This is a genomic window from Streptomyces curacoi (assembly GCF_001513975.1).
Taxonomy (GTDB): Bacteria; Actinomycetota; Actinomycetes; order Streptomycetales; family Streptomycetaceae; genus Streptomyces; species Streptomyces curacoi.
On sequence record NZ_KQ947993.1, the window covers coordinates 310,778 to 326,699 of the forward strand.

At 68.8% G+C, this 15,922-nt stretch carries 14 protein-coding genes and 1 riboswitch; of the genes, 3 read left to right on the top strand and 11 right to left on the bottom strand.

Going from position 1 to position 15,922, the window contains the following annotated elements:
• Positions 1 to 162 precede the first annotated feature (162 nt).
• Together AQI70_RS31375 and AQI70_RS31380 are read left to right on the top strand one after the other, a co-directional pair.
• Positions 163 to 1,254 carry an ABC transporter ATP-binding protein gene (locus AQI70_RS31375; RefSeq protein WP_062155837.1) on the top strand — a complete coding sequence of 364 codons (1,092 nt, stop codon included), beginning with the start codon at positions 163 to 165 and terminating at the stop codon, positions 1,252 to 1,254.
• A gap of 120 nt (positions 1,255 to 1,374) precedes the next feature.
• Positions 1,375 to 1,794 carry a TOBE domain-containing protein gene (locus AQI70_RS31380; RefSeq protein ID WP_062155838.1) on the top strand — a complete coding sequence of 140 codons (420 nt, stop codon included), beginning with the start codon at positions 1,375 to 1,377 and terminating at the stop codon, positions 1,792 to 1,794.
• A 67-nt stretch (positions 1,795 to 1,861) separates the two neighbouring features.
• Here the strand turns inward: AQI70_RS31380 and gcvP are convergent, their stop codons facing one another.
• On the bottom strand, positions 1,862 to 4,747 hold the full coding sequence (gene gcvP, locus AQI70_RS31385; RefSeq protein ID WP_062155839.1) for an aminomethyl-transferring glycine dehydrogenase: 2,886 nt from the start codon (positions 4,745 to 4,747) through the stop codon (positions 1,862 to 1,864).
• Positions 4,748 to 4,924: 177 nt separating this feature from the next.
• Positions 4,925 to 5,020: riboswitch (glycine riboswitch) on the bottom strand.
• Positions 5,021 to 5,134: 114 nt separating this feature from the next.
• On the opposite strand from gcvP, the gene AQI70_RS31390 reads away from it, so the two are divergent.
• On the top strand, positions 5,135 to 5,506 hold the full coding sequence (locus AQI70_RS31390; RefSeq protein ID WP_004002804.1) for a PRC-barrel domain-containing protein: 372 nt from the start codon (positions 5,135 to 5,137) through the stop codon (positions 5,504 to 5,506).
• A 173-nt stretch (positions 5,507 to 5,679) separates the two neighbouring features.
• Here AQI70_RS31390 and AQI70_RS31395 read toward each other — a convergent pair whose 3' ends face one another.
• The 10 genes from AQI70_RS31395 to clsA form a co-directional block, all read right to left on the bottom strand.
• Positions 5,680 to 7,059: a DNA polymerase IV gene (locus AQI70_RS31395; protein WP_062155840.1), complete on the bottom strand. Its 1,380-nt coding sequence runs from the start codon at positions 7,057 to 7,059 to the stop codon at positions 5,680 to 5,682.
• 106 nt (positions 7,060 to 7,165) lie between these two features.
• Positions 7,166 to 7,750 (bottom strand): MerR family transcriptional regulator, encoded by a 585-nt coding sequence (locus AQI70_RS31400; protein WP_078504334.1) that lies wholly within the window; start codon positions 7,748 to 7,750, stop codon positions 7,166 to 7,168.
• A 359-nt stretch (positions 7,751 to 8,109) separates the two neighbouring features.
• Entirely contained in the window at positions 8,110 to 8,583 is a 474-nt protein-coding gene (locus AQI70_RS31405) for a bifunctional nuclease family protein (protein WP_004002801.1), read from the bottom strand.
• 84 nt (positions 8,584 to 8,667) lie between these two features.
• Positions 8,668 to 9,405 carry a transcriptional regulator FtsR gene (ftsR, locus tag AQI70_RS31410; RefSeq protein WP_062155841.1) on the bottom strand — a complete coding sequence of 246 codons (738 nt, stop codon included), beginning with the start codon at positions 9,403 to 9,405 and terminating at the stop codon, positions 8,668 to 8,670.
• 40 nt (positions 9,406 to 9,445) lie between these two features.
• Positions 9,446 to 10,351: an FHA domain-containing protein gene (locus AQI70_RS37945; RefSeq protein ID WP_079051551.1), complete on the bottom strand. Its 906-nt coding sequence runs from the start codon at positions 10,349 to 10,351 to the stop codon at positions 9,446 to 9,448.
• A gap of 61 nt (positions 10,352 to 10,412) precedes the next feature.
• The gene (locus AQI70_RS31420) at positions 10,413 to 11,246 is read right to left on the bottom strand and encodes a DUF881 domain-containing protein (protein WP_062155842.1); all 834 of its coding nucleotides are present in this window, start codon (positions 11,244 to 11,246) and stop codon (positions 10,413 to 10,415) included.
• 5 nt (positions 11,247 to 11,251) lie between these two features.
• Positions 11,252 to 11,584: a small basic family protein gene (locus tag AQI70_RS31425; RefSeq protein WP_003988855.1), complete on the bottom strand. Its 333-nt coding sequence runs from the start codon at positions 11,582 to 11,584 to the stop codon at positions 11,252 to 11,254.
• Positions 11,581 to 12,486 carry a DUF881 domain-containing protein gene (locus AQI70_RS31430; RefSeq protein ID WP_208607480.1) on the bottom strand — a complete coding sequence of 302 codons (906 nt, stop codon included), beginning with the start codon at positions 12,484 to 12,486 and terminating at the stop codon, positions 11,581 to 11,583. The genes AQI70_RS31425 and AQI70_RS31430 overlap by 4 nt, the downstream gene beginning before the upstream one ends.
• 105 nt (positions 12,487 to 12,591) lie before the next feature.
• On the bottom strand, positions 12,592 to 15,087 hold the full coding sequence (locus AQI70_RS31435; protein WP_004002796.1) for a mannose-1-phosphate guanyltransferase: 2,496 nt from the start codon (positions 15,085 to 15,087) through the stop codon (positions 12,592 to 12,594).
• Between the two features lie 91 nt (positions 15,088 to 15,178).
• A complete protein-coding gene (clsA, locus tag AQI70_RS31440; protein ID WP_062155844.1) occupies positions 15,179 to 15,811 on the bottom strand; it encodes a cardiolipin synthase ClsA in 633 nt (210 codons plus the stop codon).
• Positions 15,812 to 15,922 lie beyond the last annotated feature (111 nt).

The following is a 15,922-nucleotide window of genomic DNA, read 5'->3' on the forward strand; positions in this document are numbered from 1 at the left end:
CCGCCCCCGTGACGCCCGCAGCCGCCGACGGCGCTGAGCCCCACAGGGGCCACCCGCACCCGACGACGAAAGCAGCACGGTTGGTGCGGGTGGGAACCCAAATCCGGCCGAAGGCCGGATGCCCAAAAACCACCCGCACCCACACCCCACCGGACACCCCTAATGACCGACGTCGACGACCCAAAACCCGCCACCACCCCCAACCCCCCTCACCCCCCAGGCCTGAACGCCCACTTGGTCGTCGACCGCCCCCCATTCCACCTCGACATCACCGTCACCGCCGCCCCCGGCGAGGTACTGGCCCTCCTGGGCCCCAACGGCGCCGGCAAATCCACCGCCCTACGCGCCCTGGCCGGCCTGCTCCCCCTAACCACCGGCCACCTCCACCTGGACGGCACCCCCCTGCACCACACACCCCCCGAATCCCGCCCCGTAGGCGTCGTCTTCCAGGACTACCTCCTCTTCCCCCACCTCACAGCCCTGGACAACGTCGCCTTCGGCCCCCGCTGCCAAGGCGCCACCAAGTCACAGTCCCGCACCCAGGCCGCCGCATGGCTGGACCGCATGGGCCTCAAGGACCACGCCACCACCAAACCCCGCCACCTCTCCGGCGGCCAAGCCCAACGCGTCGCCCTCGCCCGCGCCCTGGCCACCAACCCCCGCCTGCTGCTCCTGGACGAGCCCCTCGCCGCCCTGGACGCCCGCACCCGCCTGGAGGTGCGCGCCCAACTCCGCCACCACCTCGCCGACTTCGAAGCCGTAGCCGTCCTGGTCACCCACGACCCCCTGGACGCCATGGTGCTGGCCGACCACCTCGTCGTCATCGAACACGGGCAGATCGTCCAGGAAGGCACCCCCGCCGACATCGCCCGCCACCCCCGCACGGACTACATCGCACAACTGGTCGGGCTCAACCTCTACCGAGGCCATGCCGACGGGCACACGGTCCACCTGGACCCAGGCCCCGCCATCACGACCACCGAGAACCTCACCGGCCCGGCCTTCGTGGCCTTCCCACCGAGCGCCGTAACGCTCCACCGCAATCGCCCCACCGGCTCCAGCGCCCGCAACCTCTGGCACTGCGAGGTCGCCGGCCTGGAGACCCACGGCGACCAAATCCGCGCCGACCTCACCGGCGAACTCCCCCTCGCCGCCGATCTCACGACGGTCGCCGCAGCCGAACTGGACCTGCACCCGGGTGCCTCGGTATGGGCGACGGTCAAGGCAACGCAGACGCACGCGTACCCGGCATAACACCCACGACGCACTACGGTGAGAACCAACCCAAATAGCCACAAAGCAAACCCCCCACCCAAGCCCCCCAAGCCACCACCCAAGCCCGCCCCCACACCCCCACCGTCTGCGAGGCGCCCCATGAGCCTGAGCATCCGCAACCAGCTCCCCGGCACGATCACCGCCATCACCCCCGGCGAGGTCATGGCGACGGTCAAGGTCCGCCTCACGGGCGGCCAGGACCTCACCGCGGCGATCACCCGGGAGGCCGTGGAGGATCTAGGCCTGGCCGAGGGCACCCCCGTGAAGGCCCTCGTGAAAGCGACGGAGATCTCCCTCGCCACCGCCCCGGTCGAGGGCCTGTCCATCCGCAACCAGCTCCCCGGCACGGTCACCGGCATCACCACGGGCGGCGCCATGGCCTCCGTGAAGATCGCCGTGGAGGGCGGCGCCCTGACCGCGGCCATCACCCGGGACGCCACCACCGACCTGGCCCTGTCCCCCGGCGCCCCCGTCGTCGCGCTGGTCAAGGCCACGGAGGTGGCACTGACCACGCCGTGACGGACAAGGGCTCCGCCCCGGCCGGTTACGGCCAGGACGGAGCCCTCATGTCATCCACGCCCGGACGTCAGTCCTCGTACGCATCCAGCGGCGGGCAGGAGCACACCAGGTTCCGGTCACCGAAGGCCTGGTCGATCCGGCGCACCGGCGGCCAGTACTTGTCGGCGGCCGACACACCACTCGGGAACACGGCCTCCTCACGGCTGTAGGCGTGCTCCCACTCCCCGCCCAGCGCACCAGCCGTGTGCGGAGCGTTGCGCAGCGGGTTGTCCTCGGCGGGCCACTCACCCGACCCGACCTTCTCGATCTCCGCGCGGATGGCGATCATCGCGTCACAGAACCGGTCGAGTTCGTGCAGGTCCTCGGACTCGGTCGGCTCGATCATCAGCGTCCCGGCCACCGGGAACGACATCGTCGGCGCGTGGAAGCCGTAGTCGATGAGCCGCTTGGCCACATCGTCGACGCTCACCCCGGTCGCCCTGGTCAGCGGCCGCAGATCGATGATGCACTCGTGCGCGACCAGCCCGCCCGGTCCGGTGTAGAGCACCGGGTAGTGCGGCTCCAGCCGCTTGGCGATGTAGTTGGCGGAGAGCACCGCCACCTGCGTGGCCTGCTTCAGCCCCTCACCACCCATGAGCCGGACGTACGCCCAGGAGATCGGCAGGATGCCCGCGGAACCCCACGGCGCAGCCGAGATCGGCCCCACACCCGTCTCCGGACCGGCCGCGGGCTGCAGCGGGTGGTTCGGCAGATACGGCGCCAGATGCGCACGCACACCCACCGGCCCGACCCCCGGACCGCCACCGCCATGCGGAATGCAGAAGGTCTTGTGCAGGTTCAGATGCGAGACGTCACCACCGAAGTGCCCGGGCTTCGCGAGCCCCACGAGGGCGTTGAGGTTGGCCCCGTCGATGTACACCTGCCCGCCGGCCTCGTGCACCTGGGCGCAGACGTCGGCGACGTGCTCCTCGAAGACACCGTGCGTCGACGGGTACGTGATCATCAGCACCGCGAGCTCGTCGCGGTACTGCTCGATCTTCGCCCGCAGGTCCTCGACGTCGACCTCACCGTCGTCGGCGGTCTTCACGACGACGACCTTCATGCCCGCCATCACGGCGCTGGCGGCGTTCGTACCGTGCGCGGACGACGGAATCAGACACACGGTCCGCTGCTCGTCGCCATTGGCCCGGTGGTACCCACGTACGGCGAGGAGCCCGGCCAGCTCACCCTGCGACCCGGCGTTGGGCTGGAGCGACACCTTGTCATAGCCGGTGGCCTCGGCGAGACGTTCCTCCAGCTCGCGGATGAGCGTCAGATAGCCCTGCGCCTGCTCGGCGGGCGCGAAGGGGTGCAGCTGCCCGAACTCCGGCCAGGTGACCGGCTCCATCTCGGTGGTCGCGTTGAGCTTCATGGTGCACGAGCCGAGCGGGATCATGCCCCGGTCCAGCGCGTAGTCACGGTCGGCGAGCCTGCGCAGGTAGCGCAGCATCGCGGTCTCGGAGCGGTACTGGTGGAAGACGGGGTGGGTGAGGTAGTCGTCGGTGCGCAGCAGCCCGTCCGGAAGGGCGTCCTCGGTCGCCGCGTCCAGCGCCTCGATGTCGCCCTCGACCCCGAACGCCGTCCACACGGCCCCCAGCTGCGTCCGCGAGGTGGTCTCGTCACAGGCGACGGACACATGGTCGGCGTCGACCAGGTACAGGTTGACGCCGCTCTGCCGGGCGGCGGCGACGACCTCGGCGGCCTTCGAGGGCACCCGTACGGTCAGCGTGTCGAAGTAGGAACCGTGCACGACCTCGACGCCACCGGCCGTGAGCCCCGCGGCGAGGATCGAGGCGTACCGATGGGTCCGCCGCGCGATCCCCTTCAGCCCCTCGGGCCCGTGGTACACGGCGTACATCCCGGCCATCACGGCCAGCAGCACCTGCGCGGTGCAGATGTTGCTGGTCGCCTTCTCCCGCCGGATGTGCTGCTCACGCGTCTGCAGGGCCAGCCGGTACGCCTTGTTCCCGTCGGCGTCCACGGACACACCCACGAGCCGCCCCGGCAGGCTGCGCGCGAACTTCTCTTGTACGGCCATGTAGCCGGCGTGCGGTCCGCCGAAGCCCATCGGCACACCGAACCGCTGCGTCGTACCGACCGCGATGTCCGCCCCGAGCTCACCGGGCGACTTCAGCAGCGTGAGCGCGAGCAGATCGGCGGCGACCGTGACGAGGGCGCCGAGCTCGTGAGCCTGGTCGATGACGGGCTTGAGGTCCCGTACGACACCGGAGGCGCCCGGGTACTGGAGGAGCACGCCGTTGATCTCACGCCCGGCGATCTCGGCCGGAATGCCGTCGCTCAGGTCGGCGACCACGACCTCCACCCCGGTGGGCTCGGCACGGGTCTCGATCACGGCGATGGTCTGCGGCAGCACATCCGCGTCGACCAGGAACAGCCCCTTCTTGTTCCTGCCCATGCGCCGGGACAGGGCCATCGCCTCCGCCGCCGCCGTCCCCTCGTCGAGCAGCGAGGCACCGGAGGTCGGCAGCCCGGTGAGGTCGGCGACCATGGTCTGGAAGTTCAGCAGGGCCTCGAGCCGCCCCTGCGAGATCTCCGGCTGGTACGGCGTATAGGCCGTGTACCAGGCAGGATTCTCCATCACATTGCGCAGGATGACCGGCGGCGTGAAGGTCCCGTAGTACCCGAGCCCGATCATCGAGTCGAGCACCTGGTTGCGATCGGCGAGCGACCGCAGCTCGGCGAGCACCTCGGCCTCGGTGCGCGCCCCCGGCAGATCCAGGGAATCGGCGTTCTTGATCACATCCGGCACCGCGGCGGCCGTGAGCTCGTCGAGCGAGCCGTATCCGACGTGGGCGAGCATCTTGGCCCGAGCCTCGTGATCAGGACCAATATGACGCTGCTCGAAGGGGATCCCCTGTTCGAGCTCGGAGAGCGGAATGCGATGGGCGGTCATTGCGGAGGCCTCCTGGTCTGACGCGACCTTCGAGGGGCACCACGGCGCGGGTACCCCGACGGCCTCCCCCTCTGTCATCTCAACCTGAGAGCTTCACCGGGTCGCCCGAAGGCCCCCTGGCTTTCACCGTCGGTGAGAGCGGAAGCCGTCGACACCCGCCCTGCTTTCCAGAGTGACCTCGTCCGTGCGGTACGTGGGCCTGAGAGATTCCGGGGAGGATTTGCTCCTTCGGCGCCTCCGATGGTGTCTGGAGGACTCTCCCGCACGGGGTCAGCAGCCGTTAGCAAGCCTACCAGCGAGGTCAACGCCCGGGTCTTCGAGTGGCCGCGCTCCCCGATGTGCCTTTTCGTAGTGCTAACGGATGAGTTGCGAACGAGTGGAGGGCCCGTGCAGACCGACATCGATCCGCGCAACCTGATCGGCCGCAAGGCCTTCGACCGCAACGGCACCAAGATCGGCACCATCGACGAGGTCTACCTCGACGACGCGACCGGAGTGCCGGAATGGGCGGCGATACGCACCGGCCTGTTCTCCCGGGACGCCTTCGTCCCCCTGGAGCCCAGCGAACTGGTCGAAGGCAGCCTCCATGTCCCCTTCGACCGCGCCCTGATCAAGGACGCCCCCGACTTCGGCGTGGGCCGCCACCTCTCCCCCGAGCAGGAACTCCAGCTCTACCACCACTACGGCCTCGACGTAGCCCCTCCGTCCCCACTCCCGGACCGGGACTTCGGGAAACTGGCCGGCAGGGAAGACACATGACCCGCCCACCGACTGGCGCAGCCTGCGGGCAGTCGTGCCGCCCGGCCGGCACGGGTGGCCGCAGGCGGCACCTCGCAAGCACGGGCGAGCGTCCCCCCCCCTACAACGACCACGACGCCGGGCGCAGAGAACCCGCCACCTCCTGTCCCCGTCCCTAGCCGACGCCCCGGCGGTCACCCCACACCCACCGAGCCCGAATCGTCGACGCCCCCGGGTCTTCGCACCACCAACGGCAACGGCTCCGCCGGTTCCAGCTCCGGGTCGTCGACCCGAAACGTCCGCACCCGCCCCGGCTCCGACTCGGGCGTCTCGAACCGCACGGTCACCCGCCCGAGCCCACTCCCCTGCACCCACCCGTGCCCGTACTCGGTGTGCCGCACATCGTGCCCCGCGACCCACCGCCGCTCGGCAGGCGCGGCCTCCCGCTCCCCCGCGAACTCCTCCTGGTCGCCCTCCTCCTCGGCATGCTCGACCTGCTCCCCCGCCGCCTGCGCGAACAGGTCCTCCTGCGTGTAGTCGGCCAGACCGCTGACCCCGACCCCCAGCAGCCGTACGCCCCCCGTGGTGTCCACGGAATCCAGCAGCCGCGCCGCGGCCTCCCGCACCACCGCCGGATCGTCCGTGGGCCCTCTCAGCGTCTCGGAGCGGGTCAGCGTGGAGAAGTCGTACCGCCGCACCTTCAGCACGATGGTCCGCCCGGACAACCCGGCCGCACGCAACCGCCGCACGCAACGGTCGGCCAGCCGCTGCACCTCCATGCCCACCCGGGCCCGGTCATGGATGTCCACGTCATACGTGTCCTCGACCGACACCGACTTGGCCTCCCGCTCCGCCACCACGGGCCGCTCGTCGTGCGCCAGGGCCATGGCGTACAGGGCATGCCCGTGGGCCTTGCCCAGCAGCCGGACGAGCTCGTCCTCACCCGCCTCGGCGAGCTCGTCGACCGTATGGATCCCGGCCCGCCGCAGATGGTCCCCCGTCGCCGGCCCCACGCCCGGCAAGGTCCGCACCGACATCGGTCCGAGCAACGCCCGCTCGGTCCCGGGCTCGATCAGCACCAGTCCGTCTGGCTTGGCCTGCTCCGAGGCGATCTTCGCCAGCATCTTGGACGCAGCGAGGCCCACCGATCCCGAGAGGCCGGTGACCGCCCGTATGTCGGCGCGCAGCTTCGCCCCCACGAGCCGCGCCGACGCCTCGTCCCAGGCCACTCCCCCGGCCTCCAGATCCACGAACGCCTCGTCGAGGCTCAGCGGCTCCACCAGCGGCGACAGCTCCCGCAGCAGCGCCATCACCTGCTCGCTGATGTCACGGTAGATCCCGAAGCGCGGCACGAGATACGCGGCGTTCGGCGCCAGCCGGCGCGCCTGGGCCATCGGCATCGCCGAGTGGACCCCGAACACCCGAGCCTCGTAGGAGGCGGTGGCGACGACTCCGCGCGGCCCGAGCCCGCCGACGATCACGGCTTTTCCACGCAGACTCGGCTTGGATGCCTGCTCCACCGAGGCGTAGAAGGCATCCATGTCGAGATGCAGGATCGTGGGCGCGTTTCTCACATCTCCGATGCTGCCTCACGCCACTGACAACGCCTGCTGCGACCGCCCGTCCACGCCCTCCGACGCCGCCCGCCCAGCCACTGCGCGGCGTTACGGCGAAGGCCGCTCAGACCGCTCGGTTACGCCGCCGAGCCAGCTCGTCCGCCGGATTGTGCCCGACCAGCGTCTCTCCGGTGTCGATGCGCTCCCCGTGCAACTGGGACAGCGCGCTCTCGACGTCCCGCCACACCACACCCACAGCGATCCCGAAGATCCCCTGCCCGCCCTGCAGCAGCGCGTGGACCTCGTCCGGCGAGGTGCACTCGTACACCGTCGCGCCGTCGCTCATCAGCGTCATGCGCTCCAGATCGCGAAAGCCCCGCTCCCGCAGATGCTGCACCGCGGTACGGATGTTCTGCAGCGACACACCGGTGTCGAGGAACCGCTTGACGATCTTCAGGACGACGACGTCCCGGAAGCTGTACAGCCGCTGCGTCCCCGACCCGTACGCGGGCCGCACGCTCGGCTCGACGAGGCCGGTGCGCGCCCAGTAGTCCAGTTGCCGGTAGGTGATACCGGCGGCCGCACACGCCGTCGGACCGCGATAGCCGATCTGCTCGGACGCCATGGACGCCGCCCCTCCGCTGCTCGGCACGGCCGTGGGTAGCTGCGAAGCGTGCTCGGTCGCGCTTCCGGGCTGGGGGTACCCCATGCTCGAACGCGGCTGAGAGCCAGGGGGCGGGCACGGACCGCTCACCCCGAAGCTGCCTCCGGGGCCACCCCCAGCCGTACCGTCGCCGCTGCTTCTCACGCCGACCTCCGTCCTTGACCTGCCTTCTCGACGGTAGGCAGTCACCAGGGGTGCGTCAACGATCGCCACACTCGGCACGCCGAGTGATAATCACCCTAAGAGTGGTTTCCCGTACCCCACCGCGGGGAAAGGCTAGCCGAATGCGCTCGGAGCAGGCCGCACGACGCTCACACTCGCCTCCGGCACATGCCGGAATCTGAGCCGTAACCGGCTGTGGGCAACCCCGTCACGGACCGAGTCCGCCGGGCCGCCCACCCGCCTCACTGACTGCTGGTGCCGAAGTCCTCCGGCGAGATCTGGTCGAGGAACTCGCGGAACTTCTCCACCTCGTCCTCCTGCTCGTCCGGGATCGCGATGCCGGCGTCGTCCAGCACCCCGTCGCTGCCGTAGATCGGCGTTCCGGTGCGCAGGGCCAGCGCTATGGCATCGGACGGGCGGGCGCTCACCTCGACCCCGCTGGCGAAGACCAGCTCGGCGTAGAAGACGCCCTCACGCAGGTCCGTGATGCGTACTTCGGTGAGCTCCTGGCCGACGGCCTCAAGCACGTCCTTGAACAGGTCGTGGGTCAGCGGTCGCGCGGGGGCCATGCCCTGCTGGGCGAAGGCGATGGCTGTCGCCTCCCCCGGCCCGATCCAGATGGGGAGGTAGCGGTCGCCTCCCACTTCACGCAGGAGCACGATCGGTTGGTTGGAGGGCATTTCGACCCGGACACCTACGACATCGAGCTCGTTCACACAGCAACCCTAGGCCGTGCTCGGGATGTTTGGGTAGTCGGGCAGAGAACGGGTGGCCGATCCGGACTCCCCCGGCCGTCCTGCTCAGGGCAGCCGCACCCCGAGAGCGGTCTGCACCAGCGCGGCATGCAGCTTCACCGTGAGCCCCGCCAGCTCCTTCGCACGGGCCTCCGCGTGGGCCCTGGTCTGCGGATTGCGGTGCCGCCTCAGCGGCGCCACGACCTGGTCCACGAGCCCCGCCTCACGGTCGGCGGCGGCCTTCATCACCCGCAGATGCCTTGGCTCGATCCCGAACCGCCCCAGCTCGGCGATGAGCGAGGCGACGGTGACCGCCTCGGCGTCGTACGCCCCGTCCGACAGCGGAGTGATCAGCCCGTACGACTCCCACTCCTTGAGCTCCTGCTCACCGATGTCGGCTGCGGCGAGCAGTTCGGCCCGTCCTATCCGGGCCGCTGTGGGGGCCGCGGCGGGCTGCGGGGCGGCTTCACCGTCCCGCTGGCGGCACAGGGTCGGCAGTGGTACGGCCTCGCCGCGCTCCATGGCGTCCAGGTGTTCGCGGATCACCTTGAGGGGCAGATAGTGGTCCCGCTGCATCCTCAGTACGTGGCCGAGCCGCTCGACGTCGTGGGCGCTGAACTTGCGATACCCCGAGGGAGTCCGCTGCGGCTCGACGAGGCCCTCCGACTCCAGGAAGCGGATCTTGGAGATGGTGATGTCAGGGAACTCCGCGCGCAGCACGTTCAGCACCGTGCCGATGCTCATCAGCCGACCGTCCGTGGCGGCGATGCCGTGCCCGGCACCGCCGCTCGGTGTTTTCAGCATGGACCTTCCCTGGGTCTCCCCGGACGGGCTCCGGGGAGGGTCAGTAGCCCCGCTGGCTCGCGTAGAAGACCAGCCGGTACTTGCCGATCTGCACCTCGTCACCGTTGTTCAGGGCGACCTGGTCGATCCGCTCCCGGTTGACATACGTGCCGTTCAGACTGCCGACATCGGCCACCGTGAACGTGCCGTCCGGGCCACGACGGAACTCCACATGGCGACGCGAGACCGTCACGTCGTCCAGGAAGATGTCGCTCTGCGGGTGCCGCCCGGCCGTGGTCAGCTCGCCGTCCAGCAGGAAGCGGCTGCCCGAGTTCGGCCCACGGCGCACCACCAGGAGCGCGGAGCCCAGCGGCAGCGCGTCAACGGCCGCCTGGGCCTCGGGAGACAGCGCCGGAATCGGCGTCTGACCGGTGGCCTCGGCATCGTAGGCCTCAAGGCCGGAGATGGAGATCGTGGAGGTCGTCTCGGACGGACGCTCGGCCGCCGCACCAGCTCGCAGCGGCGCACCACAGTTGGAACAGAAGCGGCTGTTCTCCGCGTTGCGGTTACCGCACCTCGTACACACCAGGGCCGACATCGGGGAAAACCCTCCACCCGTACTTGAGGTTGACGGTTGCCCGAAACCTATGCCGCCGGACTGGCCAGGGTCAACTGACGGCGCGCCCTGACCTCCGGAAACATCACCGCCCGGCCCAGGCACCTGGTCCCTGAACAGCGGGCGCTGGCCCTCAGCGTCCCCCTGCGCACGATGACGAGCGGTCGCGTTGCCGCTGCCCTCTCGCGCGCTCTTGCCGAACAACTTCGCAAACAACTTCACGGGCGATTCCCCTTGACCGAAACAGACCCGCCCGTGGGGCAGGACGAACCCTGACTGCACTCTCTGACCGACCCGGACATCCTCACAACGTCCGTCTCCACCAGACAGTTTCCACCACGCACCACCCATTCGGTGCGCCGACCCCCCGCAACCTCATGCCCTCGTCGGACGGCCCCCATGCACCCCCGGTTCACTGGGAGGACGACCGAGCGTAGTCAGGCCGCTTCGCTGCCCGCAAGGCGTCCACGACGATCTTGTCCGACCGCTCGATGGTCACGGTGGCCTGCTCCTTCTCCAGAGTCTGCACCACGCCTCCAGGGATGTTGAGCGCCGGTTCGAGGTCCTGCGGCTTGCCGATGACCTTGAAACGATAGGGCGCGTCGATCTTGTTCCCGTCGACACTCACGCTGTTGCCGGAATCTGTGAGATAGGTGCCGGCGACGACTCGTACGCCGTTCACCTGGATCGCCTCCGCGCCGGCCGCGCGCAACTCCTGGATCGCGTCGAGCAGCATGTCCGCCTCGACCGTCCCCTTCGTGTCGTCGATGGTGATCGTGATGCCAGGTCCCTGCGCGGCCACCGTGCCCGCCAGAATGCCGAGTTGCCTCTCCTTCTCGACCGTCTGCCTGCGGGCCTCCTCAGCCTGGTTGGAGCTGTTCTCCAGCTCGTCGCGCTGCTTCTCGAGACCTTGCTTCTCGTCCTCAAGACGCTGAGTACGGTCATCCAGTTCATCGAGGATGCGAACGAGATCTTCCTGACGTGCGCCGCGCAGGGCGCTGTCACCGTCGCTGTTCGACGCGACCTGGACGGCCAGGCCGAAGCCCAGACCGAACAGCAGCAGGGCGACGATGAGCTGGGCCCGGGTGACCCGTGGCGGCCACAGCCCCTTCACCAGCCGCTGCCGCCCGCTCAGCTCGGTCCGCTGCTCCGCAGGGGCCGCCGCGGCCTCGGCCGCACCGGCCGACACCTCCTCGGGCAGCTCCTTGCGCAGCCTGTTCTCGGGGGTCTCGTCTTGGTTGCTCATCGGCCTCACGCCCGGAAGACATGCCGACGAATCGCCGCGGCGTTCGAGAAGATGCGGATACCCAGCACGACGACGACACCGGTGGACAACTGGGCGCCCACGCCCAACTTGTCGCCCAGGAACACGATCAGCGCGGCCACCACCACGTTGGACAGGAACGACACGACGAAGACCTTGTCGTCGAAGATACCGTCGAGCATGGCCCGCAGACCTCCGAAGACGGCGTCGAGAGCCGCCACGACGGCGATCGGCAGATAAGGCTCGACGACCGCCGGAACCTCAGGCCGGACCAACAGGCCGGCCACGACTCCTACGACGAGGCCCAGTACGGCGATCACGATGTGCCCTTCTCGGTTTTCTCGGTGTTCGGCTGTGCGGTACGTACGGTCACGCTCGGGGCGGCGGGCAGCCGGAGGTCTTCCTGCACGGAAATGCTGGTCCTGATCCCGAAGTTCTCCTGCAGGGCGTGCAGATACAGCCCGTCTGCACTGTCCTGGAACCTGGTGCTCAGCCGCTCCCCGTCCCCCACCGCGAGCACCGTGTACGGCGGAACCAGCGGCTTGTTGTCGACCAGTATCGCGTCACCCGCGGCCCTGATCGCCGACAGGGCCGTCAGCCGCTGCCCGTTGATCGAGATCGCCTCGGCGCCGGACTCCCACAGCCCGTTGACCACCCGCTGCATGTCCCGGTCACGCACCCGTCCGGTGTCGGAGAACCCGGACGTCTCGCGCGGGTCGCCGTCACCGTCGGAGGTCGCTTCCTTGGCGTCGTTCACGACCAGCTTCACACCGGGCCCGTGGACCTCTACAGCGCCCGCGAGGATGCCCACAAGCTCCGCCTGGTCGCTATGGCCCGCCCTCTTCAGCGCCTCCCGCTGCCGCGCGCTCACGTCCTCACGCAGCTCGTCGACGCTCTCCTCAAGCTTGTCCGCCGCCGCGGTCTCCCGGTCGATGCGGTCGATCAGCTCCTCGCGCTCCTTGGCCACAACAGGCGCCGCGACCCGCGCCTGGGCCGCTCCCACGGTCACCACAAGCGCCGCGAGCACCAAACCGGCGGCAAGCCCCAGCTTGGCTCTGAGCGTCTTGGGCAGGCCCCTGTCGCCCGCGGCCTTCTTCCGGGCGGCTGCCTCGGCGTACCCGTCGTCGAGGCTGTGATCCATGACGTTGGTGAGCAGCGACATGGACGCGTCCGGGCGCGAGGGGCGCGTAGGTGTGCTCCGAACGGGGGGCTGCTGCGGCATGCCGCACATCGTCGCACGTCGCGACCGCTACCTCCGAATGGCCCCACCGGCGTGCCGGACAGGCCCCTTGAGGGGACACTGTCCGGCACGCGCGCGTGCCGCGCTTCAGCGGCCGGCGCTGTCCACGACCGCCGACCACTCGTCGAGCAGGGCCTGAGCCGACGCGTCGTCCGGCCCCTCGGCCCACAGGTGGGTGACTGCCTCAGCCGGGTCGGGCAGCACCATCACCCAGCGCCCGTCCGTCTCCACGACCCGCACACCGTCGGTCGTGTCGACAAAGCGATCTCCGGCCGCCTCGACGACCCGCCGCATCACAAGTCCCTTGACCGCCCAGGGAGTCGCGAGATCCCGCTTGATGACATGCGCCCGCGGAATCCGCGCATCGATCTGGCTGAGCGTGAGCTGCGTCCGCGCCACCAGCCCGATCAACCGCACGAACGCCGCCGTACCGTCGAAGACACTGCTGAACTCCGGGACGATGAACCCGCCCTTGCCGTCACCGCCGAAGATCGTGGTGTCGTCGCGCCCGACGCGTGTCAGGTCGTCCGGAGAGGTGGTCGTCCACTCCACCTGCGTCCCGTGATACGCCGCCACCTGCTCGGCGATCCTCGTGGTGGTCACCGGCAGCGCCACCCGGCCGCTGCGTCGCTCGGCGGCCACGAGGTCGAGCATGACGAGCAGGGCCCGGTCGTCTTCGACTATCCGCCCCTTCTCGTCGACCAGCGACAGCCGCTCACCCACGGGGTCGAACCGCACCCCGAACGCGGCCCGGGCGGACGCCACGATCTCGCCCAGCCGCACCAGCCCCGACCGCCGCGCATCCGCCGACTCCGTCGGCCTGGACTCGTCGAGACCGGGATTGATGGTCAGCGAGTCCACACCGAGCTTGCCGAGCAGGCTGGGCAGCACGAGCCCAGCACTTCCGTTGGACGCGTCCACGACGACCTTGAGCCCGGATTCCGAGATCCCCGTCGTGTCGACGTTCCGCAGCAACGACCCGGTGTACGAGTCGAAGACACTGGCCGGGAAGTGCAGATCCCCGATCTCTCCTGGGAACGCACGCCGGTACTCCTGCCGCGCGAACACCCGGTCCAGCTTCCGCTGACTGGCCTGCGACAGGTCGGCGCCCTGCCCGTCGAAGAACATGATGTCCACGGAATCCGGCACCCCGGGCGTCGTCCGGATCATGATCCCGCCGGCACTGCCCCGCGCGGTCTGCTGCCGCGCCACCGGCAGCGGAACGTTCTCCAGGTCACGTACGTCGATGGCGCTGGCCTGCAGCGCGGAGATGACCGCCCGCTTCAGCGCCCGGGCACCCCGGGAGTGGTCACGAGCCGTGGTGACGGTGGACCCCTTCTTCAGGGTCGTCGCATAGGCGCCGGCCAGGCGCACTGCGAGCTCGGGCGTGATCTCCACGTTCAGGATCCCGGAGACGCCCCGGGCGCCGAAGAGATGCGCCTGGCCCCGCGACTCCCAGATCACCGAGGTGTTGACGAAGGCGCCGGCCTCGATGGTCTTGAACGGATAGACCCGCACGTTCCCCTGCACGATCGATTCTTCACCGATCAGGCACTCGTCGCCGATGACCGCGCCGTCCTCGATCCGGGCGGCGCGCATGATGTCGGTGTTCTTTCCGACGACACAACCGCGCAGATTGCTGTGCTGCCCGACGTACACGTTGTCGTGCACGACGGCCTTGTGCAGAAAGGCTCCGCTCTTCACGACCACGTTCGAGCCGACGACGGTGTGTTCACGAATTTCCGCGCCGGCCTCGACCTTGGCGTAGTCCCCGATGTACAGAGGGCCACGCAGAACGGCATCTGGGTGCACCTCGGCGCCTTCCGCCACCCATACACCCGGGGAGATCTCGAAACCGTCGATCTCGACGTCGACCTTGCCCTCCAGGACGTCGGCCTGCGCCTTCACATAGCTCTCGTGAGTGCCGACGTCCTCCCAGTATCCCTCCGCGACATACCCATAGATCGGCTTGCCTTCCTTCATCAGCTGAGGGAAGACGTCACCGGACCAGTCCACGGGCACGTCGGGTTCGACATAGTCGAAGACCTCGGGCTCCATGACATAGATACCGGTGTTCACGGTGTCCGAGAAGACCTGGCCCCAGGTCGGCTTCTCAAGGAAGCGCTCGACCCGGCCCTCCTCGTCGACGATCGTGATACCGAATTCCAGCGGATTGGGCACACGCGTCAGACAGACGGTGACCAGCGCGCCCTTTTCCTTGTGGAAATTGATCAGGTCGGTGAGGTCGAAGTCGGTCAGGGCATCGCCGGAGATGACAAGGAAAGCATCGTCCTTCAACGCCTCTTCGGCGTTTTTGACACTCCCGGCGGTACCGAGTGGCTTCTCCTCATTGGCATAGCTGAGCTCCATTCCGAGCTCTTCGCCATCACCGAAATAGTTCTTGACCAGCGAGGCCAGGAACTGAACAGTCACGACGGTCTCATTCAGCCCATGCCTTTTGAGCAGCCGCAGAACGTGCTCCATGATCGGCCGGTTGGCCACCGGCAGGAGCGGCTTGGGCATGCTTGAGGTCATGGGGCGAAGGCGCGTGCCTTCGCCTCCGGCCATCACGACGGCCTTCATGTCGGAAGCGTCCTCCTCGAAGAGACGACGGTCTAGCCGACTTCACCCGTCCAGATTGTCCCGCACTTTTCGGCCGCGGGCCATCGAGCCGCTACGCCCGATTCAATCCGCGAGTTCCGTCGGCCATGGCGTCCGCACGGACAAGGCGGCGGACTTGCACCACGTAGAGGACTCCTGCCCACCAGTACAGCGTTGTACCCCATCCAGCGAACGCCCATCCGAAAATAGCAGCGAGTGACGGGATCCATCCAGTTCCGTCACTGAGCAGCAGCAGGGGGAAGGCATACATCAAGTTGAACGTGGCGGCCTTGCCAAGGAAGTTCACCTGCGGCGGCGGATAGCCATGGCGCCTGAGGATGCCCACCATCACCAGCAGAACCAGTTCCCGGGCCAAAAGTACAGCGGTCAACCAGATCGGCAGAATCTCGCGCCAGGTGAGACCGACCAACGTGGAGAGAATGTAGAGCCGGTCGGCAGCGGGATCGAGGAGCCGGCCAAGGCTGCTGATCTGGTTCCAGCGCCGCGCGAGCTTGCCGTCCAGGTAGTCACTGACGCCGCTGAGAGCCAGCACCAGAAGCGCCCAGCCGTCGCTCTTAGGCCCTCCGAACTCAGGCCTGAGGATCAGCCACAGGAACAGCGGCACGCCAAGGAGCCGCGCCATGCTGAGGATGTTGGGGATGGTGAGGACCCGGTCCGTCTGGACACGGGTCTCCTGGACCTCCACCCGGTGCCCTCCAGTGGGAAACGTACCAATGATGCTCCCTGACCCTACCTCAACGCAAAAAAAGCTCTGGCCCTCGGGCTGTGTTGCCCAAGAGCCAGAGCTCTAAAAGGA

Coding starts and splice junctions, on each gene's coding strand:
- AQI70_RS31375 (WP_062155837.1), top strand. CDS start 163: ATGACCGACGTCGACGACCCAAAACCCGCCACCACCCCCAACCCCCCT.
- AQI70_RS31380 (WP_062155838.1), top strand. CDS start 1,375: ATGAGCCTGAGCATCCGCAACCAGCTCCCCGGCACGATCACCGCCATC.
- gcvP (WP_062155839.1), bottom strand. CDS start 4,747: ATGACCGCCCATCGCATTCCGCTCTCCGAGCTCGAACAGGGGATCCCC.
- AQI70_RS31400 (WP_078504334.1), bottom strand. CDS start 7,750: ATGGGGTACCCCCAGCCCGGAAGCGCGACCGAGCACGCTTCGCAGCTA.
- ftsR (WP_062155841.1), bottom strand. CDS start 9,405: ATGCTGAAAACACCGAGCGGCGGTGCCGGGCACGGCATCGCCGCCACG.
- AQI70_RS37945 (WP_079051551.1), bottom strand. CDS start 10,351: ATGGGTGGTGCGTGGTGGAAACTGTCTGGTGGAGACGGACGTTGTGAG.
- AQI70_RS31420 (WP_062155842.1), bottom strand. CDS start 11,246: ATGAGCAACCAAGACGAGACCCCCGAGAACAGGCTGCGCAAGGAGCTG.
- AQI70_RS31430 (WP_208607480.1), bottom strand. CDS start 12,486: ATGCCGCAGCAGCCCCCCGTTCGGAGCACACCTACGCGCCCCTCGCGC.
- AQI70_RS31435 (WP_004002796.1), bottom strand. CDS start 15,087: ATGAAGGCCGTCGTGATGGCCGGAGGCGAAGGCACGCGCCTTCGCCCC.